Here is a 17,053-nt window from a genome sequence, read left to right as displayed (position 1 = left end):
AATAAACTCATGCGGCTGGTACTGGCAATTACGGCAGTACGGCCTTGAACGGTTTCACGGTCACGTTCCGGTAGACACCGGCATCCATGTAAGGGTCCGCATCGGCCCAGGTCTGTGCAGCTTCGAGGGAGTCAAATTCGGCGACGACCAGGCTGCCGGTGAAGCCGGCTTCACCGGGATCCGGGGTGTCGATTGCGGGATGAGGCCCTGCCACCAGCAGGCGGCCTTCGGCTTTTAGTGCTTCCAGGCGTTCAAGATGTGCAGGCCGCGCAGACTGACGCAGGGGCAGGCTGTTTTCGACGTCCTCGCTGATAATCGCGTAGTACATTCAGCTCTCCATTTTACCGGGGGTTGCCGGACGTGGGCCCGGCAACGGGATGTAGTACAGAACCGGTGGCTGGCTGGTACACTGGTGAACAAACGGGTAAGACGACCAGCCAACTGATTCGGGATTTTCTGTGACTATACCGCAAGCCTCCACTCTGTGCATTGATCTGCATTGCCACAGTACCGCCTCTGACGGGGCCCTGGAGCCTGCCGCACTGGTGAACCGAGCCGTGGAGCGTGGGGTAACCCATCTCTCACTGACCGACCATGACACGATCGCAGGTCTGTCAGAAGCGCGCACTGCTGCCCGTGAGCGGGGCCTGGTCATGATTCCGGGCGTTGAGCTCTCCTGCCTGTGGAAGAGCCGTACCATTCACATTGTTGGTTTGGACTTCAATCCGGACGATGAGTCGTTTCTGGCGGCTTTGGAGCGTCAGAATGACAATCGGTGGGCGAGGGCGCGTTCGATTGCGGACCGGTTGAGCAAGCTCAAAGTTCCCGATTTGTTTGACCGTGCCACGGCCGTTTCCGGCGGCGATGTGCCCGGTCGCCCCCATTTCGCGCAGGTGCTGGTTCAGGCCGGCGTGGTCAGTAACACGGCTCAGGCCTTCAAGCGCCACCTTGGGAATGGCAAGCCCGGTGATGTCAAAGCCTTCTGGCCGGAATTGGAGGAAGTCGTGGGCTGGATCAACGAGGCTGGCGGCATTGCCGTATTGGCGCACCCGCGAAAGTATCAGTTGACGGCCACGAAACTGAGGGAACTGACGGCCGATTTTCGACGTGCTGGCGGCCGCGCGATAGAAGTCTCGACGTCCGGTCAGTCCAGCGGAGATCTGGGTTTCCTGGCGGAACTGTGTCGCCGGGAGGGCCTACTGGCGTCCCAGGGTAGCGATTTTCATTTCCCGGGGGCGCCCTGGTGCGAGCTCGGAAAAATCATGAAAATGCCAGACGGGCTTGAGCCGGTCTGGCATCATTTCACAACGCCTGTGGAGTCGCCCGCGCCGGTCTAATCCGGCGCGTGGAACAGCAGGTAAAGGTCGGTAAGAGAATCCGGAATGGCATCGGCCATCTGGCGTGACAGTTTGTCGCTGTTGCGGACCTTCTGGAAGTCCTCGTCGTCAAACAGTCCGGAGAGCGTGAGCATAGGCACGAGCAGGTCGGCCGTCTCTTCCTCACTGGCGGCTTCCAGCCATTCGTCCTCATGCTCCAGGAATGTGTCCACGAACCCGGCGCACCAGTTTTCCAGCGCATTCATGGGGTCGCCATCTTCCGGTTCCGGGAGCTCGAGTGCCTGCCCCATGTCCAGGGCATGAGCCATGTCCTCGGAGAGCTTGTGGACGCAGCGGGCGAAGGTCTCTGGAACCTCCCCGCCGGGCACCGCCTGGGTGCCCGTGGCGAGGCGGAAGATGTCTTCCGCGCTCAGCTCTGCCGGCCCGACGACACTGGCACAGACAACTCCATGCAGACCGAAGAAGTCCAGGGCTTCGTCTCCCCAGGGTTCGGCAAACAGGATGTCTTCCAGCGCTTCGATGTCGGAATTGGATAGCATTCGTTAATTACTCCCGGCCTTCTTGGCCTCTTCCGCGGCGCGTTGGCGCTTGCGGACTTCTCTTGGGTCATTGTAGGCACGACCCGGGGTCACCGGAACATCAATGGCAGATGGTTCCTGTGACTTGGTCTCGCCGGCATCGGCAGTTTCTGCTTTGCCCACTTTCTCGCCTTCCTGTTTTGACTCGGATTGCGGCGTGATCGTGGGTTTGGGTTCAGGCGCTTTGGTGTCCGGAGACTCGGTGCCGGCCTTTGGCTTGGCCTCGGGTGCCGGCTTGGCCGGAGTCGACGGTTCAGCGACAGCCTGCTTTTCCGAAGGCGATGTTTCAGCCTTTGATTCGGTTTTGGCAGGCGCGGCTTGCCCGGTCGTGGCGGCGGATTCGGCGTCCGGCTTGCCGGCTTTGGGGGCAGCGGCTTCCGCGGGTTTTGCCGACGGCTGATCAGTTTCCGCAGCCTTGCTCTTGTTGGCGTCCGTCTGGTCCTCTGCCTTATCGGCCGACTTCGGCTTTCGGTCAGCACGGGCAGTGCTGCCGGCCTCGGCTGTTGCCGATTCAGACTTACCGGTTGGCACCTCTTTGGCCGCGGTTTCGCCAGCCTTGGTCGCCTCGGTCTCTGCCTCAGGCTTGTCAGCCGCTTTTGGCTCAGCCGGTTTCTCCGTCCTGGTTTCTGCCGGTGTCTCCGGTTTGGCCTCTGCCGGTTTCTTGGCCTTGGCGTCTGCGGGTTTCTCAGCCTGGGCCGTGGTTGCCTGAGGCTCGGTTTTGGTCTGCTTCGGCTGATCGGCTTTTTCCGGCGTCGTCGCCTTGGCGCGATCGTTCGGGCGCTCCCCGGCTTGCTTCACGTCCGGCTTGCCAGCGGATTCCAGCGGCTGCTCAGGCTGGGTGTCCTTCTGATGCCTCTCGCTACGTTCGGCTTTACGTTCTGCCGGCGTAGAAGCAGGCGCTTCCGTTGGAGAGCCATCACGGCCACGTTGGCGACGGGGCTTGCCACGCTTCTCGCCTCCGGCGCTCTTTTCGGCGTTGGCTGGCTTCTTCGCGGGACCCTGCTGCTGATCCTTCTGCTCGCGAGCTTCTTTCTGTTCGCGCTGGGGTTTGTTGCGCCCCTGGCCGCGGCCTCTGCCTTGGCCGTCCTTGCGACCCTCACCGCCTTTGCTGTCGCCGGACTTGTCGGCGGCCGGTCGATTCTGGTTGGGGCGGTTCTGATCGTCGCTACGGTTGCGTCCGCGGCCGCGACTGTCATCTCCACGGCTCGGCTGTCCGCCCTGGCGACGGTCGCTTCCGGTGCGATTGCCAGCTGAGCGCTGGTCGTCGCGGGCAACCCGGGATTTGCGGCGGTCCTGGCGACCCTGGTTCCGGCGATCCTCGCGCACGGCGCGGTTCTTGTCGCGGGTCTCAGACGGTTGTTCGTCCTCACCGCCAAAGAAACCAGCGATTTTGCGACCCAGGCGCCGGAAAAGTCCTTCTTCCTGATCCTGAGATTCGACGGGCTTGGCGGCCGGCTTGGGGGCAGGGGCGCTCGGTCGGATTGCCTTGACCGCGGCCTGTTCGCGTACCGGACGCTCGGGTGCCGGAGCTTCAAACACCTCTTCTTCACGCTCGCTGTATTCCTGGGCCACCTGGTGGCTGGAAATATGCTCAGGCGTGGTTTCATCCTCGCGCAGGCGCAGAATTTCGAAGTGAGGTGTCTCCATGTGAGGAACCGGCACGACGACCACGCTGACTTCCTGGCGGGCTTCGATGTCGGCCAACTGCTTGCGCTTTTCGTTCAGCAGGAAGGTGGCCACGGACACCGGAACCACCGCCCGGACTTCGCCCGTTTTCTCCTTCGAGGATTCCTCGTAGATCAGGCGCATGATGCTCAGTGCCAGAGACTCGATGCCACGGATGGTGCCCTGACCCTCGCAACGGGGGCAGACTTCACTTCGGGTCTCGCCGAGTGACGGGCGCAGACGCTGCCGCGACATTTCCAGCAGGCCGAAGCGGGAAATCTTGCCAACCTGAACGCGGGCCCGGTCAATTTCCAGAGCTTCACGCATCTTCTGCTCGACTTCCCGCTGGTGTTTGGCCGGGGTCATGTCGATGAAGTCGATGACGATCAGGCCGCCCATATCGCGCAGGCGCAACTGGCGAGCGATCTCTTCAGCGGCCTCCAGGTTGGTCTGGAGCGCTGTTTCCTCGATATCGTGCCCTTTGGTGGCACGGGAGGAGTTGATGTCGATCGAGACCAGGGCCTCGGTAGGGTCGATGACAATGGAGCCGCCAGAGGGAAGCTTTACTTCCCGCTGGAAGGCGGTCTCGATCTGGCCTTCGATCTGATAGCGACTGAACAGAGGGATCTCGTCCTTGTACAGTTTGATCTTGTTTTCGAAGGTCGGCATGACGGCGCGAACGAAGTTGAGGACATCTTCATACACCCCGTTGGCGTCGATCAGCACTTCGCCGATGTCCTGGCGGAGGTAATCACGTACCGCGCGAATGATGACGTTGCTTTCCTGGTGGATCAGGAACGGCGCTTTGCGCTCGCCGGCCGCCTGGGTAATGGCTTCCCAGAACTGAACCAGGTAATCGAGGTCCCACTGGAGTTCTTCCGTGGTTCGCCCGATACCGGCCGTGCGCACGATGATGCCCATGGATTTGGGTACCTGGACGTCGTTCATGGCCTCTTTAAGTTGGGCGCGCTCATCACCCTCGATACGCCGTGAAATGCCTCCGGCGCGGGGGTTGTTGGGCATCAGTACCAGGTAGCGTCCGGCCAGGGAAATGAACGTGGTCAGGGCCGCGCCCTTGTTGCCGCGTTCTTCCTTGTCAACCTGGACAATGACTTCCTGGCCTTCGGATACCACATCCTTGATGTTGATCTTGCCCTCGATCTGGCCGGGGGATTTCTTGAAGTACTCCTTGGAGATCTCCTTCAGAGGCAGAAAGCCGTGGCGCTCGGCGCCAAAGTCAACAAAGGCAGCTTCAAGGCTGGGCTCGACGCGCGTAATGCGGCCTTTGTAAATGTTGGCTTTTTTCTGCTCGCGGGAGCTGGATTCGATGTCGAGGTCGAACAGACGCTGGCCGTCGACCAGAGCTACGCGCAACTCTTCGGGATGAGTTGCATTGATGAGCATTCTTTTCATGGAAAGAAAGGGTTCCTGTCGTTTGATTTTGACAGAAAACCGGAGGGGATCGCATCAGCGAAGCGGGATGTGCGTGCCGCGGGGCTCTTCTACAGCAAGAGCAGGCCGGCGGCCAGACGAATCAGACCCTTATGGGGTGCGATTCTCTTGGTCTGAGACCACCGACTGTCCGACTGCCGGTAGGCAGCGAGAGGTCGTGTGAAGTTCGTGTCTGTTGACGCATGTTATCCGTTTTCAGGTTCACTCAGGTGCCTGGGTCTCACGTCGTATTCGTAAGCTGGACGGCCCGGCCCTGCGTGGCAATGATTCTTCGTGATGTTGCCCGTCGGTTTTCCGCACGGTTTTCCACTTCTCCCGAAGGCAGGTTCACAGCCGTCATCGGTCTGCCCTGTAGCTCCGGGAGCATTTCCTCCGCCGATCCCGATAATGATTGGGTATGCGGCGTTCAAACTCTCGAATAGTGTCGGTATACTTCTGCCGCTCCGGCTTCTGACTGGAGTTCGTCAGGCCGTAGACAAACGGCAGAGCACGCCGGAATATAACAGTATTCGGGTGGTCGTTCAATCCCGTACACACGTCCAATAAGGAATTCCATGTCCCGCAAGCCCGCGACCAGAAAATCCGCCCGGAACGAGAGGCCCGAAGCGCAGTCTGCAGGGCGGAAAGAAGTCCGTCAGGGGGTCCAGTGGGTCACGGTCGACGAGGACAACGAAGGGCAGCGGGTCGACAACTTTCTACTGGCGCAGCTGCGCGGAGTCCCCAAAAGCATCATTTATCGGGTAGTTCGTAAGGGTGAGGTGCGCGTTAACAAGGGTCGCGTCAAGCCGGATACCCGGCTCAAATCGGGGGACCAGGTCCGCATTCCGCCCGTTACCCGTAAAGAAAAGCCGGCACAAGCTGAGCCGGGTAGTCGGGTGCAAGGGGTTATGGAGGCCGCGGTTGTTTTCGAGAATGATCAGATGCTGGTGGTTAACAAGCCGTCGGGCATTGCAGTGCATGGAGGCAGTGGTCTCAGTTTTGGTCTGATTGAGGTGTTGCGGTCGGCTCGGCCGGAGGCACGTTTCCTTGAGCTGGTGCATCGGCTCGATCGCGATACGTCAGGTCTCGTTATGGTGGCCAAGAAGCGGTCCGCACTTCGGTTCCTTCAGGATGAGCTGCGCCAGAAGCGGATCCGGAAGCATTATCATGCGCTGGTCGCCGGCCATTGGTCGGATTCGGTCGGTCGTGTGGATGTGCCGCTTCTGCGCTATGAGATGCCGAATGGTGAGCGCCGGGTAAAAGTGGATGAGGCGGGCAAGTCTTCCCTCACGGTCTACCGGTGCCTTGAGCGTTATGAGGGTTACAGCCTGGTGGAAGCGTCGCCGATTACGGGTCGGACCCATCAGATCCGGGTTCACTGTGCCTGGGCGGGTCATCCGATTGCCGGTGACGACAAGTATATGGATGATGTGAGCCTGAAAGCGTTCCGTACGATCGGCGGGCAGCGGCTCATGCTTCACGCCCGCGCGCTCGAGTTTGCCCTGCCAGTAAGCGGAGAGGCGATGCGCCTGGAAGCGCCCTACGACGATGCATTCAACGACGTGCTCAAAAAGCTCGAAGCGCGTAACAGGAATCGATAAATGAAGGTCAAAGTCGTTATTTTTGATTGGGACGGGACTCTCGTGGATTCCGTCGAACACATTGCTGACAGTCTGCATCAGGCCGCTACCGATCTGGGGTATCCTCAGCTCGAGAGGGAGGCCTACCGGGATATTATCGGGCTTGGAATGGTGGAGGCGTTAGAAAAGCTCTATCCGGGAATCAGTCGCGAGGAAATGAACGCCATTCGGGAAGGGTATGGCCGATATTTCTTCAGCAAGGTGACGACGCCCCAGAATGTTTTTGACGGTATGGCGGACGTTGTCGCCGATCTTCGAGGCTCGGGTCGTGGCTGTTCGGTCGCCACGGGCAAAAGCCGGCGCGGCCTTGATATGGCCCTGGCGTCCAGCGGTCTGGGAGCGCATTTTGATATTACCCGGTGTGCGGATGAAACCCGATCCAAGCCCGACCCCACCATGCTCGAGGAGATTGTCCGATTTTACGGCATCGAACCGGCGGACGCCGTCATGATCGGCGACACCCGGTATGATCTTGATATGGCGCAACGACTGGGCATGCCGTCGATCGGGGTTGAATGGGGGGTGCACAAGCGTGACGTCCTCGAGGACTATTCGCCGCACGCCATCGTCGACAACGTGGCCGACCTGCGCCGGGTGCTGGGTCTCTGACGCTTAACCAAAATAATGCTGCTGACAGGATGTGTGCATGACTGACTGGGATTCCGATAAAACACCCGAGTGGGGTGACGAGCCCGTTGCGCCGCAGGCCGGCCGAAAGGGGCCGAATCTGCCGCCGGAAAGCGGCCGGGACTGGAAGTTGATTGAAAAGCTGGTGATGTCGCTCCAGGCCGAGCAGCGTCGTAGCCGGCGCTGGGGTATCTTCTTCAAGTTCCTGACTTTTGGTTACCTGATTGCCTTGTTGGTCATGTTCCAGTTGCCCCTCGGGGACACCATCGATGCGGCGACGGGCAAACATACGGCGTTGGTCGAAGTGAATGGACCCATTGCGTCCGACGAGCTGGCCAGCGCTGACAACATTGTGGGCGCGCTGCGCGCCGCGTTTGAAGAAAAGAATGCCGCGGCTGTGGTTCTGCGCATCAACAGTCCCGGCGGAAGTCCGGTGCAGTCGGGTTATGTCTATGATGAGATCAAGCGCCTGAGGGAGGAATACCCCGACAAGAAGGTGTATGCGGTCATTTCGGACATCGGGGCGTCCGGCGCCTACTACATTGCGTCTGCGGCTGATGAGATCTATGCCAACCGCGCCAGCCTGGTCGGTTCCATCGGTGTCGTAGCTGGCGGGTTTGGTTTCACGGGAGTTATGGAGAAAGTGGGCGTGGATCGCCGGCTCTACACCGCCGGTGAGAACAAGGCGTTCCTGGACCCATTCTCACCGGAGCAGGATGAGGAAGTGGCTTTCTGGCAGGGGGTTCTGGAAAATACCCACAAGCAGTTCATTGAGGCGGTCAAGGCGGGGCGTGGTGATCGCCTTGCGGATGACGATCGCTTGTTCAGCGGCCTGGTCTGGAGCGGTGAGCAGGCGGTGGAGCTGGGTCTGGTAGATGGCCTGGGTAGCGCCTCCTGGGTGGCCCGCCAGCTTGTCGGCCACGAAGACCTGGTGGACTACAGTCGCCGCAAGTCGCCCTTGCAGGATCTCGTCGATCAGCTCGGTGTTGCGTTTGGCGAGGGGTTTGCCGGGCACTTACTTGAGTCCCGTCTGGAGCTCCGTTGAAGCGGTTTTTTCTGGAAAGCGGCTCAGATTTCCAGTAACGGGTTTCTCCCCCAATGTCGCAGCATGTCGTTCAGTGCGATCAGGGGAAGGCCAATCAGGCTGTTCGGGTCGCGCCCTTCCATGCGGCTGAACAGGGTGACGCCGAGGCCTTCCATGCGGAAGCTGCCGGCGCAATCGTAGGGTTGCTCTCGGCGAAGGTAGGCGTCAATTTCCGCGAATGCCAGGTCCCTGAAGTGCACGGTGAACGGTTCACAGTGGTTCTGCAGGTGTCCGGAGTCGGCGTCCAGTAGGGTCAGGCCGGTCATGAACAGCACCTCGTGGCCGCTGCTCTGGCTCAGCTGGCGAATCGCCGCCTCGTGATTCCCCGGTTTATGGAGTAGGGTGCCGTTTGGTAGGCAGGCGACCTGGTCGGAGCCGATAATCCAGTACCCCGGGTAGGTTGCCGCCAGGGCACGGGCCTTGGCCTCTGACAGCCGGGTGGCGAGTTGGTCTGCGGTTTCACCCGGTTCCGGGGTTTCGTCAATGTCGGGGCTTGCAGTCTCAAATCTCAGGCCAAGCCTTTTCATGAGTTCGCGGCGGTAGGGCGATGACGAGGCCAGTAGCAGGGGAGGGAAGTTCATCGGGAAATTCCTTTTCGGTTGCGTGACTGTTGCAGGGTCCAGCTTATCGTAAAATACACCTACCTACGCCCAAACCCCGGCTAAAAGACAACGAAGTCTTTGACACCGGCGGGCCGCGCCCCTAAAATTGCGCGCCTATGTCAAAAGCTCCGCACGCCGAGTTGCCCAAGTCTGTCGATCCGTACCGATTGGCGGAACACAACAGCACGCTGGAGGGAGAGATCCCCCTCAGTGGGTTGTCTCGTTTCCGGGAAGCGGTTCTGGGTGTTGATGAAGGTGCCGTGTGCAGTGTCAGGCTATCCTTTTACATGGATGCCGAGCGCCGGCGGATTGTCTCGGGTGAGCTCGAAGCTCCGGTTAGTCTGGAGTGCCAGCGTTGCATGAACGCCATGCAGACAACGCTGGAATCCCGGTTCACGCTGGGGCTGGTGACCAGCGATGAGCAGGCTCAGCAGTTGCCGAAAGATCTGGAGCCGTTTCTGACCGATGAGTTCAGCGCGGATCTCTGGTCGATGGTGGAGGACGAGCTGTTGCTGGTACTGCCGGCATTCCCGCTGCACGACCGGAACGAGTGTCCGGCCCGGGAAGATCTTGAGGCTTATGAGCCTGATGGGTCGCCCGCGCAGCCGGAGGGGCCGCGAAAAGAGAATCCCTTCAGCGTGCTGGCGGATCTCAAGAAAACGAAACATTAAGCAGGTGCGGGCTCTATCGGGAGCCGGCGCCATACAACGAACACACGTTCTATTTACGTTAACAGGTCAGGAGCATAATCATGGCTGTACAGCAAAACCGTAAGACCCGTTCCAAGCGTGGCATGCGTCGTTCCCACGACGCCCTGAGCGCTGCCGCTCTGTCCACCGACGCGACCACCGGCGAAGTTCATCGTCGCCACCACGTCTCCCCGGATGGTTTCTACCGCGGCAAGCAGGTAATCGAAGCTCGCGACGAGTAAGCTTTCAGCATAAAGGCGCCGCCCAGTGTCGGATGGAGAAACGGTAAACCCGGTTACCATTGCGATTGACGCCATGAGCGGTGACCGCGGTGCCGCGATAGTGGTTTCTGCGGCGCTTGATGCGGTGCGCGAAAACGAAGCCTTGAGTATCGTTCTGGTAGGAATACGGAGCGAACTCGAGGCTTTGTTGCGTGAGGGGCATGCGCGTATCCGCATCGTTGAGGCGGCGGATGTCGTCCGGATGAACGAACGCCCGTCCCACGCGCTTCGCCACAAGAAAAACTCGTCCATGGCCATTGCCCTTGGCCTGGTCCGGGATGGTGAGGCGCAGGGCTGTGTGAGTGCCGGAAATACCGGCGCTCTGATGGCGTTTGGTCGATCCATTATCCGCATGTATCCGGGAATCGAGCGCCCGGCCATCTCCAAACTCATCCCATCACTTCGTGGTCGGTGTCATGTCCTGGATCTCGGAGCGAATGTCGATTCCACGGCTGAAAACCTTTATCAGTATGCCCTGATGGGGTCGCTGATGGCGTCGGCCATGTCGCGCCAGTCTGAGCCACGCGTAGCGTTGCTGAACGTTGGCGAGGAAGAAATCAAAGGCAATGAGCAGGTGCGTCTTGCGTCCCACATGCTTGCCCAGTGTGACACCATCAATTACATCGGTTACGTGGAAGGCAGTGACCTGTTTCGGGACGTGGCGGACGTGGTGGTCTGCGACGGTTTCGTGGGCAACATCGCCCTGAAAACCGGCGAGGGTGTCGCCGGTCTGCTGATCGAGCTCATGGAACAGGCCTTTACCCGCACGCTGTACGGGCGAATCGTCGGCCTGATGGCCCGGCCTATCATCGGCCGGCTTCTGCGTTTGATGGACCCCTCCCGCCATAACGGTGCCAGCCTGCTCGGACTGCAAGGTGTTGTCATCAAGAGTCACGGCAACGCCAATGAGCGTGCCATGTTGGCTGCAATCCGCCAGGCTGTGCGGGAGGTCGAGCTCGAAGTGCCCCGCCGCATCAACGAGCGCCTCGACGATCTCATGCTGTAACTGCCTGAGACTAAAGTCGGTCCTGTTTTTGTCATTCATTCGCGGATAATTGGCCTAACTTGTACTATTGGCTAATCTCCCGTAACCCCTCAATGACGTTAAGATCCTGTTTATGAAATCAGCCTTTATTTTTCCCGGTCAAGGGTCCCAGTCTGTCGGCATGCTTTCAGCAGCGGCAGAGGCGTGGCCCATCATCAACAGAACCTTCGCCGAGGCGTCCAACGTGCTCGGGTACGATCTCTGGCAGCTCTGCCAGACAGGTCCTGCCGAAGACCTGAATCAGACGACAGTGACTCAGCCTGCGCTGTTGACCGCGAGTGTTGCTTTGTGGCGGCATTGGCTGGTTGCCGGTGGCGGTGGCTGTCGTCCCGATTTCGTGGCGGGCCACAGTCTCGGTGAGTACAGTGCGCTGGTGGCGTCTGAGAGCCTGGATTTCGTCGAGGCCGTCAAGCTGGTTCGCCTGCGTGGCGAGTTGATGCAGGAAGCGGTCCCGGCTGGCGAGGGCAAAATGGCGGCGATTCTCGGTCTTGAGGACGAGGACGTGGTGGCAGCATGCGAGAGCGCGGCTCAGGGTGACGTGGTTGCCGCGGTCAATTTCAACGCGCCGGGACAGGTTGTTATCGCCGGCTCCGCTGCCGCTGTCGAGCGGGCTATCGAGGCATGCAAGGAAAAGGGCGCGCGCAAGGCGATGCCCCTTCCCGTCAGTGTGCCGTCCCACTGCGCGCTGATGAAAGGCGCCGCCGAAGAGTTGGCAGAGGCGCTCGAGGACGTGCGATTTAATGACGCTGTCATACCGGTTATACAAAATGTTAACGCCGCTGCCGAGACCAATTCCGATACACTCAAGGCCAATTTGCTGAAGCAGCTCTATTCGCCGGTTCTTTGGACGGATTCGGTGCGGACGCTGGTCAACAACGGCGTTGAAGTGGCTGTTGAATGTGGCGCCGGCAAGGTACTGGCCGGTCTGGTCAAGCGTATTGATCGCGGGCTGACGGTTCACGGTATCGAAGACCCGGATTCTCTGGCAAAAGCGCTGGACGCATTCGGTCAGTCATAACGAAAGGGAGTTATTCATGTCTCTGGAAGGCAAAACCGCACTGGTGACCGGTGCAACCCGTGGCATTGGTAAAGCGATTGCCCGGGCACTGGCAGAGCAGGGCGCTGAAGTGGTAGGCACGGCCACCAGTGCCGAGGGTGCAGAATCCATTTCAAACGATCTCAAATCCGCTGGTCTGAAAGGCTACGGTATCGTCATGAACGTGGCGGATCCCGAGAGCATCGATGCCGGCCTGAAGGCGATAGCGGAGAAGTCCGGTGCACCGCAGGTGCTCGTCAATAATGCCGGCATTACCCGGGATAACCTGTTGATGCGTCTGAAAGACGATGACTGGTCCTCGGTTCTGGAAACCAATCTGTCGAGCGTCTACCGCACCAGCAAAGCCGTGCTTCGGGGCATGGCCAAGGCGAAGTGGGGCCGGATCATCAACATCAGTTCCGTGGTTGCCGGTATGGGCAATCCGGGGCAGGCCAATTACTGCGCGGCCAAGGCTGGCGTCGAAGGCTTTACGCGCAGCCTGGCCAAGGAAATGTCGAACCGGGGCATCACCGCAAACTGCGTCGCACCCGGGTTTATCGACACGGATATGACAAAAAAACTGGACGACAAGCAGCGTGAGGCTATGCTGGAAATCATACCTGCGGGTCGTCTGGGTGAGCCGGAAGAAGTTGCAGCCGTGGTCGCTTTCCTGGCGTCGGACGCAGCCGGGTACGTGACTGGTGAGACCATTCACGTCAACGGCGGAATGTACATGGGATAAGCGTCGGGAGTTGCGTGCGCGCAACCCCTTGTCGCACAACATGTTTAACCGAATCCCTGCTTGTTTGCAGGTAGGGTTTAATCTAAACTGGCAGCACTACAGTTGCTTGGTTGACACACAAAGTGAGGAAATTATGAGTACAGTTGAAGAGCGCGTTAAGAAGATCGTTTGTGAACAGTTGGGCGTTAAAGAGTCCGAAGTTCAGAACACATCTTCTTTTGTAGAGGATCTTGGCGCTGACTCACTGGACACCGTTGAGCTGGTTATGGCCCTGGAAGAGGAATTCGAAACCGAGATTCCTGATGAAGAAGCCGAGAAGCTGGCCAGTGTTCAGGATGCGATTGACTACATCGTCGCGCACACCTGATACTCTGCAGTTATAAAAGCCAGGCAAGAAGCCGTCCTTGTGACCAAACTAAGGACGGCTTTTTTATTGGCTGTCATTCGGGTTCAATCGGTGAACGGATGCACTCAGACTAGATTCAGGTGAAAGGGGTTATGAGCAAACGACGGGTTGTCATCACAGGCATGGGCATGTTGTCTCCTCTGGGCAACGACGTACAAAGTTCCTGGGAAGGCGTTCGCGACGGTCGCAGTGGTATCGGCATGATCGAGCGTTTTGATACGACCGGGTACAACACCCGAATTGGCGGGGCCATCAAGGATCTGGACCTTGAGCCGTGGCTGTCCACCAAGGACGCCCGAAAGCTGGACGCTTTCATTCATTACGGTCTGATTGCCGCCCAGCAGGCGGTCGATGACAGTGGACTGGCTGACTACGCCGAGCTCGACAGGGACCGCGCCGGCATTGCCATAGGCTCCGGAATCGGTGGCCTGGAATACATTGAGAAGAATGTCCTGACCATGGACAAGTCCGGCCCCCGCAAGGTGTCGCCGTTCTTCGTGCCCGCGTCAGTCATTAACATGATCTCCGGGAACGCGGCTATCCGGTTCGGCTACCGGGGTCCCAACATCGCCATTGTTACGGCCTGCACCACGGGCACTCACAACATCGGCTATGCGGCACGCACCATTGCCTATGGCGATGCCGATGTCATGCTTGCGGGCGGATCCGAAATGGCGACCACGCGCACGGGCATTGCTGCGTTTTCTGCGGCCCGCGCCCTGTCCACGCGCAATGACGAGCCGGAAAAAGCCAGCCGTCCCTGGGACCGCGACCGCGATGGGTTCGTATTGAGCGATGGCGCCGGTGTGGTGGTTCTGGAAGAGCTGGAGCATGCCCAGAAGCGCGGCGCGACCATCTACGGAGAGGTCATCGGTTTCGGCATGAGCGACGATGCCCATCACATAACCGCGCCGCCAGAGAGTGGGGAAGGTGCGGCGCGGTCCATGCAGAATGCGATTCGTGATGCCGGCATCAATCCCGACGAGATTGACTACATCAATGCCCACGGCACGTCCACCCTGGTGGGTGACGTGGCGGAGGTGGCTGCTGTGAAGAGCGTATTTGGCGATCATGCCGGGAAACTGGCCATGAGCAGCACCAAATCCATGACGGGGCACCTGCTCGGCGCTGCCGGTGCGGTCGAGGGCATTTTCTCCGTGCTGGCCCTCCGCGACGGGCTGTTACCGCCGACCATCAACCTGGACAATGCCGACGAAGGCTGTGACCTGGATTTTGTCGCCAACAGCAGCCGCCAGGCTGATGTGCGCGTGGCACTCTCCAACTCCTTCGGTTTCGGTGGCACCAACGGGACCCTGATCTTCCGCCGTTACGAGGGCTGAGCACACCTATGCTCAACCTGTTCTGGGCGAACGAGGGTGGCCTCCCGGCCAATGACCGTGGGCTTGCCTACGGCGATGGTCTGTTCGAAACCATCCGCATGGAAGGACGGCAGGGTGTCCTGCTGTCGCGGCACATCAACCGGATGGTTCGCGATGCGGCGCGGCTGGGAATCACTATATCGCGAGGCGAGCTGACGACGGTCTGTGCCCAGGCTGCGGACCGGTTATCCCTTGTTTCCGACGATGCAGGCTGGGTTCTCAAGCTGACCCTGACCCGGGGCGCCGGTGGACGTGGCTATCGCCCGGATGCCGCCTCGGTACCCAACTTGCTGGTCTCCGCGGCTCCGCTCCCGCCCGAACCGGATCCCGCCGGCGTCATCGTAGACTTTTCCCGGGTTCCGCTGACGGTGAATCCCCTGTTTGCCGGTATCAAGTCCCTGAACCGGCTGGAGCAGGTTATGGCGGCACGGGAGCTGGATTCGGGGCTGTTTGAGGTCATCATGTCAAACAGTGCGGGTCATCTGGTGGAGGGCACCAGGACCAATCTGCTGGTCAAGGTCCGGGATGGATGGGTAACGCCGGCCAGTGCGACCCTGGCGGTATCGGGCATCCTGCGCGAATGGTTGTTGGAGCGCTTGCGGGAGCGCGGGGAGAAGGTAGAGGAACGTCCGCTAACCACAGACGACCTCCTGGGGCCGGATTGCCAGGGTCTGTTCCTTCTCAACAGCGTGCTCGGGGTGGTTCCGGTTCGTACCCTTGCCGACCATGATTTGCCTGTCGATACCGGACTTGCGACAATCTTCCATCCTTTCGAACTACTGGAATAATTCCTTTGCTCAAGAAGTTATTGATAGCGTCTGTTAGTGCGGCCATTCTGGTTGTAGCCGGTACGGGTCTCTGGGTGTGGCAAGGGCTGCAGACCCTGGAGAAACCGGTGGCTCTCGAGGAGCCGGTTCTATTCAGTGTGCCCAGTGGCACCGCCTTCAGTCAGGTAGCCCGGATGCTTGAGCGCGAAGGTCTGGTTGACCAGAGTCTGTGGCTGCGCCTGCACGGACGAATCTATCCGGATCAGGCCCGCATCCAGGCGGGTGAGTACGAGTTCACCAATGGCATGACGCCGCAGGATATGGTGGCAGCCATGGTGTCCGGTGACACCAAGCACTGGTCCGTGCAGTTCATTGAGGGCTGGACCTTCAGTGACATGAGGGCCGCCCTGGCGCGGACAGAGCGACTCGAGCAGGTCACCAAAGACTGGGCCGATGAGGAGATCATGGCCGCGGTGGGGGCTGAGGGTGAGCATCCGGAAGGGCGCTTTTTCCCCGATACCTACCTGTTCACCAGCACCGAATCCGACCTTGACCTGCTCAAGCGCGCCTTTAACACCATGTCCACGGTGTTGGAGGAGGAGTGGGCCGGACGAGAAGAGGGGTTGCCCTACGACTCGCCCTACGAAGCCCTGATCATGGCCTCCATTGTTGAGCGGGAAACCGGAGCCCCCCATGAGCGCGGGCAGGTTGCGGGGGTGTTCGTTCGCCGCCTGCAAAAAGGCATGAGGCTTCAGACCGACCCGACAGTGATCTACGGCATGGGCGACAAATACCAAGGCCGTATTGGTAGCCGTGACCTGCGCACCCACACGCCCTATAACACTTACCGGATTGACGGCCTTCCGCCCACGCCCATTGCACTGCCGGGCCGCGAAGCCATCCACGCAGCGTTGCACCCGGATGACGGTGACGCGCTCTATTTTGTGGCCCGGGGCGATGGCACGCACAAGTTCTCCCGGACCCTGTCTGAGCACCAGAAGGCCGTGCGTGAATTCCAGCTCAACCGGCGTGAAGACTATCGGTCGTCACCCGCCGTTCAGAGTGACGCAGACACCGGTAGTGGAGAGCAGTGATGGCCTCGCGCGGTCAGTTCATTACGTTTGAGGGGGCCGAGGGTGTCGGAAAGTCGACCCAACTGGCGAACGCCGCCGCCACCCTGAAGTCCCTTGGTGTGGACTTCATCCTTACTCGGGAGCCCGGCGGTACGCCGATGGCGGAAGCCATTCGGGAGCTGCTGCTGACGCCCCGGGATGAGCCGGTTAATGATCTGACCGAACTGCTGCTCATGTTTGCCGCCCGTGCCCAGCACCTGCACACGCGCATACTTCCGGCCCTCGAAAAGGGACAGTGGGTGCTTTGCGACCGGTTCACCGATGCCACGTTTGCATACCAGGGCGGCGGGCGAGGTGTGTCCGCTGACTGGATTGCCCAGTTGGAGACACTGGTGCAGGGCGAAGTGCGGCCGGACCACGTCATCCTGTTGGATGCTCCGGTTGAGATCGGGATGAAACGCGCCAGGCAGCGAGGTGAGCTGGACCGTTTTGAGCAGGAAGCGGTGTCGTTTTTCCAGCGCATCCGCGGCACCTACCTGAGGCGTGCAGAGGCCGCGCCCGAGCGCTACAGCATCGTCGATGCAGCGGCTTCGCTCGAGGAGGTCAGCGCTCGGGTGCGTGACCTTGTGTGCAAGTTTCATTCAAATCTGCTTTAATTGAGTAACATTCTC

At 60.0% G+C, this 17,053-nt stretch carries 18 protein-coding genes; 14 read left to right on the top strand and 4 right to left on the bottom strand.

The window, feature by feature from the left end:
• Positions 1-28 precede the first annotated feature (28 nt).
• Complete coding sequence (locus KXD86_RS04130) at positions 29-328, bottom strand: YciI family protein (RefSeq protein WP_218634804.1); 300 nt, start codon at positions 326-328, stop codon at positions 29-31.
• 130 nt (positions 329-458) lie between these two features.
• Here KXD86_RS04130 and KXD86_RS04125 point away from each other — a divergent pair, with 130 nt between their 5' ends.
• The gene (locus KXD86_RS04125; RefSeq protein WP_218634803.1) at positions 459-1,337 is read left to right on the top strand and encodes a PHP domain-containing protein; all 879 of its coding nucleotides are present in this window, start codon (positions 459-461) and stop codon (positions 1,335-1,337) included.
• Here KXD86_RS04125 and KXD86_RS04120 read toward each other — a convergent pair.
• On the bottom strand, positions 1,334-1,876 hold the full coding sequence (locus tag KXD86_RS04120) for a YecA/YgfB family protein (protein WP_218634802.1): 543 nt from the start codon (positions 1,874-1,876) through the stop codon (positions 1,334-1,336). The genes KXD86_RS04125 and KXD86_RS04120 overlap by 4 nt on opposite strands.
• 3 nt (positions 1,877-1,879) lie before the next feature.
• Positions 1,880-4,993: a ribonuclease E gene (rne, locus tag KXD86_RS04115; protein WP_218634801.1), complete on the bottom strand. Its 3,114-nt coding sequence runs from the start codon at positions 4,991-4,993 to the stop codon at positions 1,880-1,882.
• Positions 4,994-5,586: 593 nt separating this feature from the next.
• Between rne and rluC the strand changes: the two genes are divergently transcribed.
• Genes rluC through KXD86_RS04100 form a run of 3 tightly spaced genes read left to right on the top strand, consistent with a single transcriptional unit; the run spans position 5,587 to position 8,323 of the window.
• On the top strand, positions 5,587-6,612 hold the full coding sequence (gene rluC / locus KXD86_RS04110; protein WP_218634800.1) for a 23S rRNA pseudouridine(955/2504/2580) synthase RluC: 1,026 nt from the start codon (positions 5,587-5,589) through the stop codon (positions 6,610-6,612).
• A complete protein-coding gene (locus tag KXD86_RS04105; protein WP_218634799.1) occupies positions 6,613-7,260 on the top strand; it encodes an HAD family hydrolase in 648 nt (215 codons plus the stop codon). It begins immediately after the preceding gene.
• 37 nt (positions 7,261-7,297) lie between these two features.
• Positions 7,298-8,323: a S49 family peptidase gene (locus KXD86_RS04100; RefSeq protein WP_218634798.1), complete on the top strand. Its 1,026-nt coding sequence runs from the start codon at positions 7,298-7,300 to the stop codon at positions 8,321-8,323.
• A gap of 23 nt (positions 8,324-8,346) precedes the next feature.
• Here KXD86_RS04100 and KXD86_RS04095 read toward each other — a convergent pair whose 3' ends face one another.
• Positions 8,347-8,943, bottom strand: coding sequence for a Maf family protein (locus KXD86_RS04095; RefSeq protein WP_218634797.1), 597 nt, complete (start codon positions 8,941-8,943; stop codon positions 8,347-8,349).
• A 137-nt stretch (positions 8,944-9,080) separates the two neighbouring features.
• Here KXD86_RS04095 and KXD86_RS04090 point away from each other — a divergent pair, with 137 nt between their 5' ends.
• The 10 genes from KXD86_RS04090 to tmk all read left to right on the top strand — a co-directional run bounded on the left by KXD86_RS04090 (position 9,081) and on the right by tmk (position 17,038).
• On the top strand, positions 9,081-9,635 hold the full coding sequence (locus KXD86_RS04090; protein ID WP_218634796.1) for a YceD family protein: 555 nt from the start codon (positions 9,081-9,083) through the stop codon (positions 9,633-9,635).
• A gap of 80 nt (positions 9,636-9,715) precedes the next feature.
• Positions 9,716-9,895, top strand: coding sequence for a 50S ribosomal protein L32 (gene rpmF / locus KXD86_RS04085; RefSeq protein WP_008174968.1), 180 nt, complete (start codon positions 9,716-9,718; stop codon positions 9,893-9,895).
• 25 nt (positions 9,896-9,920) lie between these two features.
• A complete protein-coding gene (gene plsX, locus KXD86_RS04080; RefSeq protein ID WP_218634795.1) occupies positions 9,921-10,940 on the top strand; it encodes a phosphate acyltransferase PlsX in 1,020 nt (339 codons plus the stop codon).
• A 112-nt stretch (positions 10,941-11,052) separates the two neighbouring features.
• A complete protein-coding gene (gene fabD, locus KXD86_RS04075; RefSeq protein WP_218634794.1) occupies positions 11,053-11,997 on the top strand; it encodes an ACP S-malonyltransferase in 945 nt (314 codons plus the stop codon).
• A gap of 16 nt (positions 11,998-12,013) precedes the next feature.
• A complete protein-coding gene (gene fabG / locus KXD86_RS04070) occupies positions 12,014-12,757 on the top strand; it encodes a 3-oxoacyl-ACP reductase FabG (protein WP_218634793.1) in 744 nt (247 codons plus the stop codon).
• A gap of 133 nt (positions 12,758-12,890) precedes the next feature.
• A complete protein-coding gene (acpP, locus tag KXD86_RS04065; protein WP_007154069.1) occupies positions 12,891-13,124 on the top strand; it encodes an acyl carrier protein in 234 nt (77 codons plus the stop codon).
• A 131-nt stretch (positions 13,125-13,255) separates the two neighbouring features.
• The gene (gene fabF, locus KXD86_RS04060) at positions 13,256-14,503 is read left to right on the top strand and encodes a beta-ketoacyl-ACP synthase II (protein WP_218634792.1); all 1,248 of its coding nucleotides are present in this window, start codon (positions 13,256-13,258) and stop codon (positions 14,501-14,503) included.
• Positions 14,504-14,511: 8 nt separating this feature from the next.
• Positions 14,512-15,330, top strand: coding sequence for an aminotransferase class IV (locus KXD86_RS04055; protein ID WP_218634791.1), 819 nt, complete (start codon positions 14,512-14,514; stop codon positions 15,328-15,330).
• A gap of 5 nt (positions 15,331-15,335) precedes the next feature.
• Complete coding sequence (gene mltG / locus KXD86_RS04050; RefSeq protein ID WP_228739317.1) at positions 15,336-16,403, top strand: endolytic transglycosylase MltG; 1,068 nt, start codon at positions 15,336-15,338, stop codon at positions 16,401-16,403.
• Positions 16,403-17,038, top strand: a complete 636-nt coding sequence (tmk, locus tag KXD86_RS04045) for a dTMP kinase (protein ID WP_218634790.1) — start codon at positions 16,403-16,405, stop codon at positions 17,036-17,038. The genes mltG and tmk overlap by 1 nt, the downstream gene beginning before the upstream one ends.
• Positions 17,039-17,053 lie beyond the last annotated feature (15 nt).

The organism is Marinobacter arenosus (assembly GCF_019264345.1).
GTDB classification, from domain to species: domain Bacteria; phylum Pseudomonadota; class Gammaproteobacteria; order Pseudomonadales; family Oleiphilaceae; genus Marinobacter; species Marinobacter arenosus.
The sequence above is the reverse complement of the archived record's forward strand: the minus strand, read 5'-3'. Positions and strand labels throughout refer to the sequence as shown.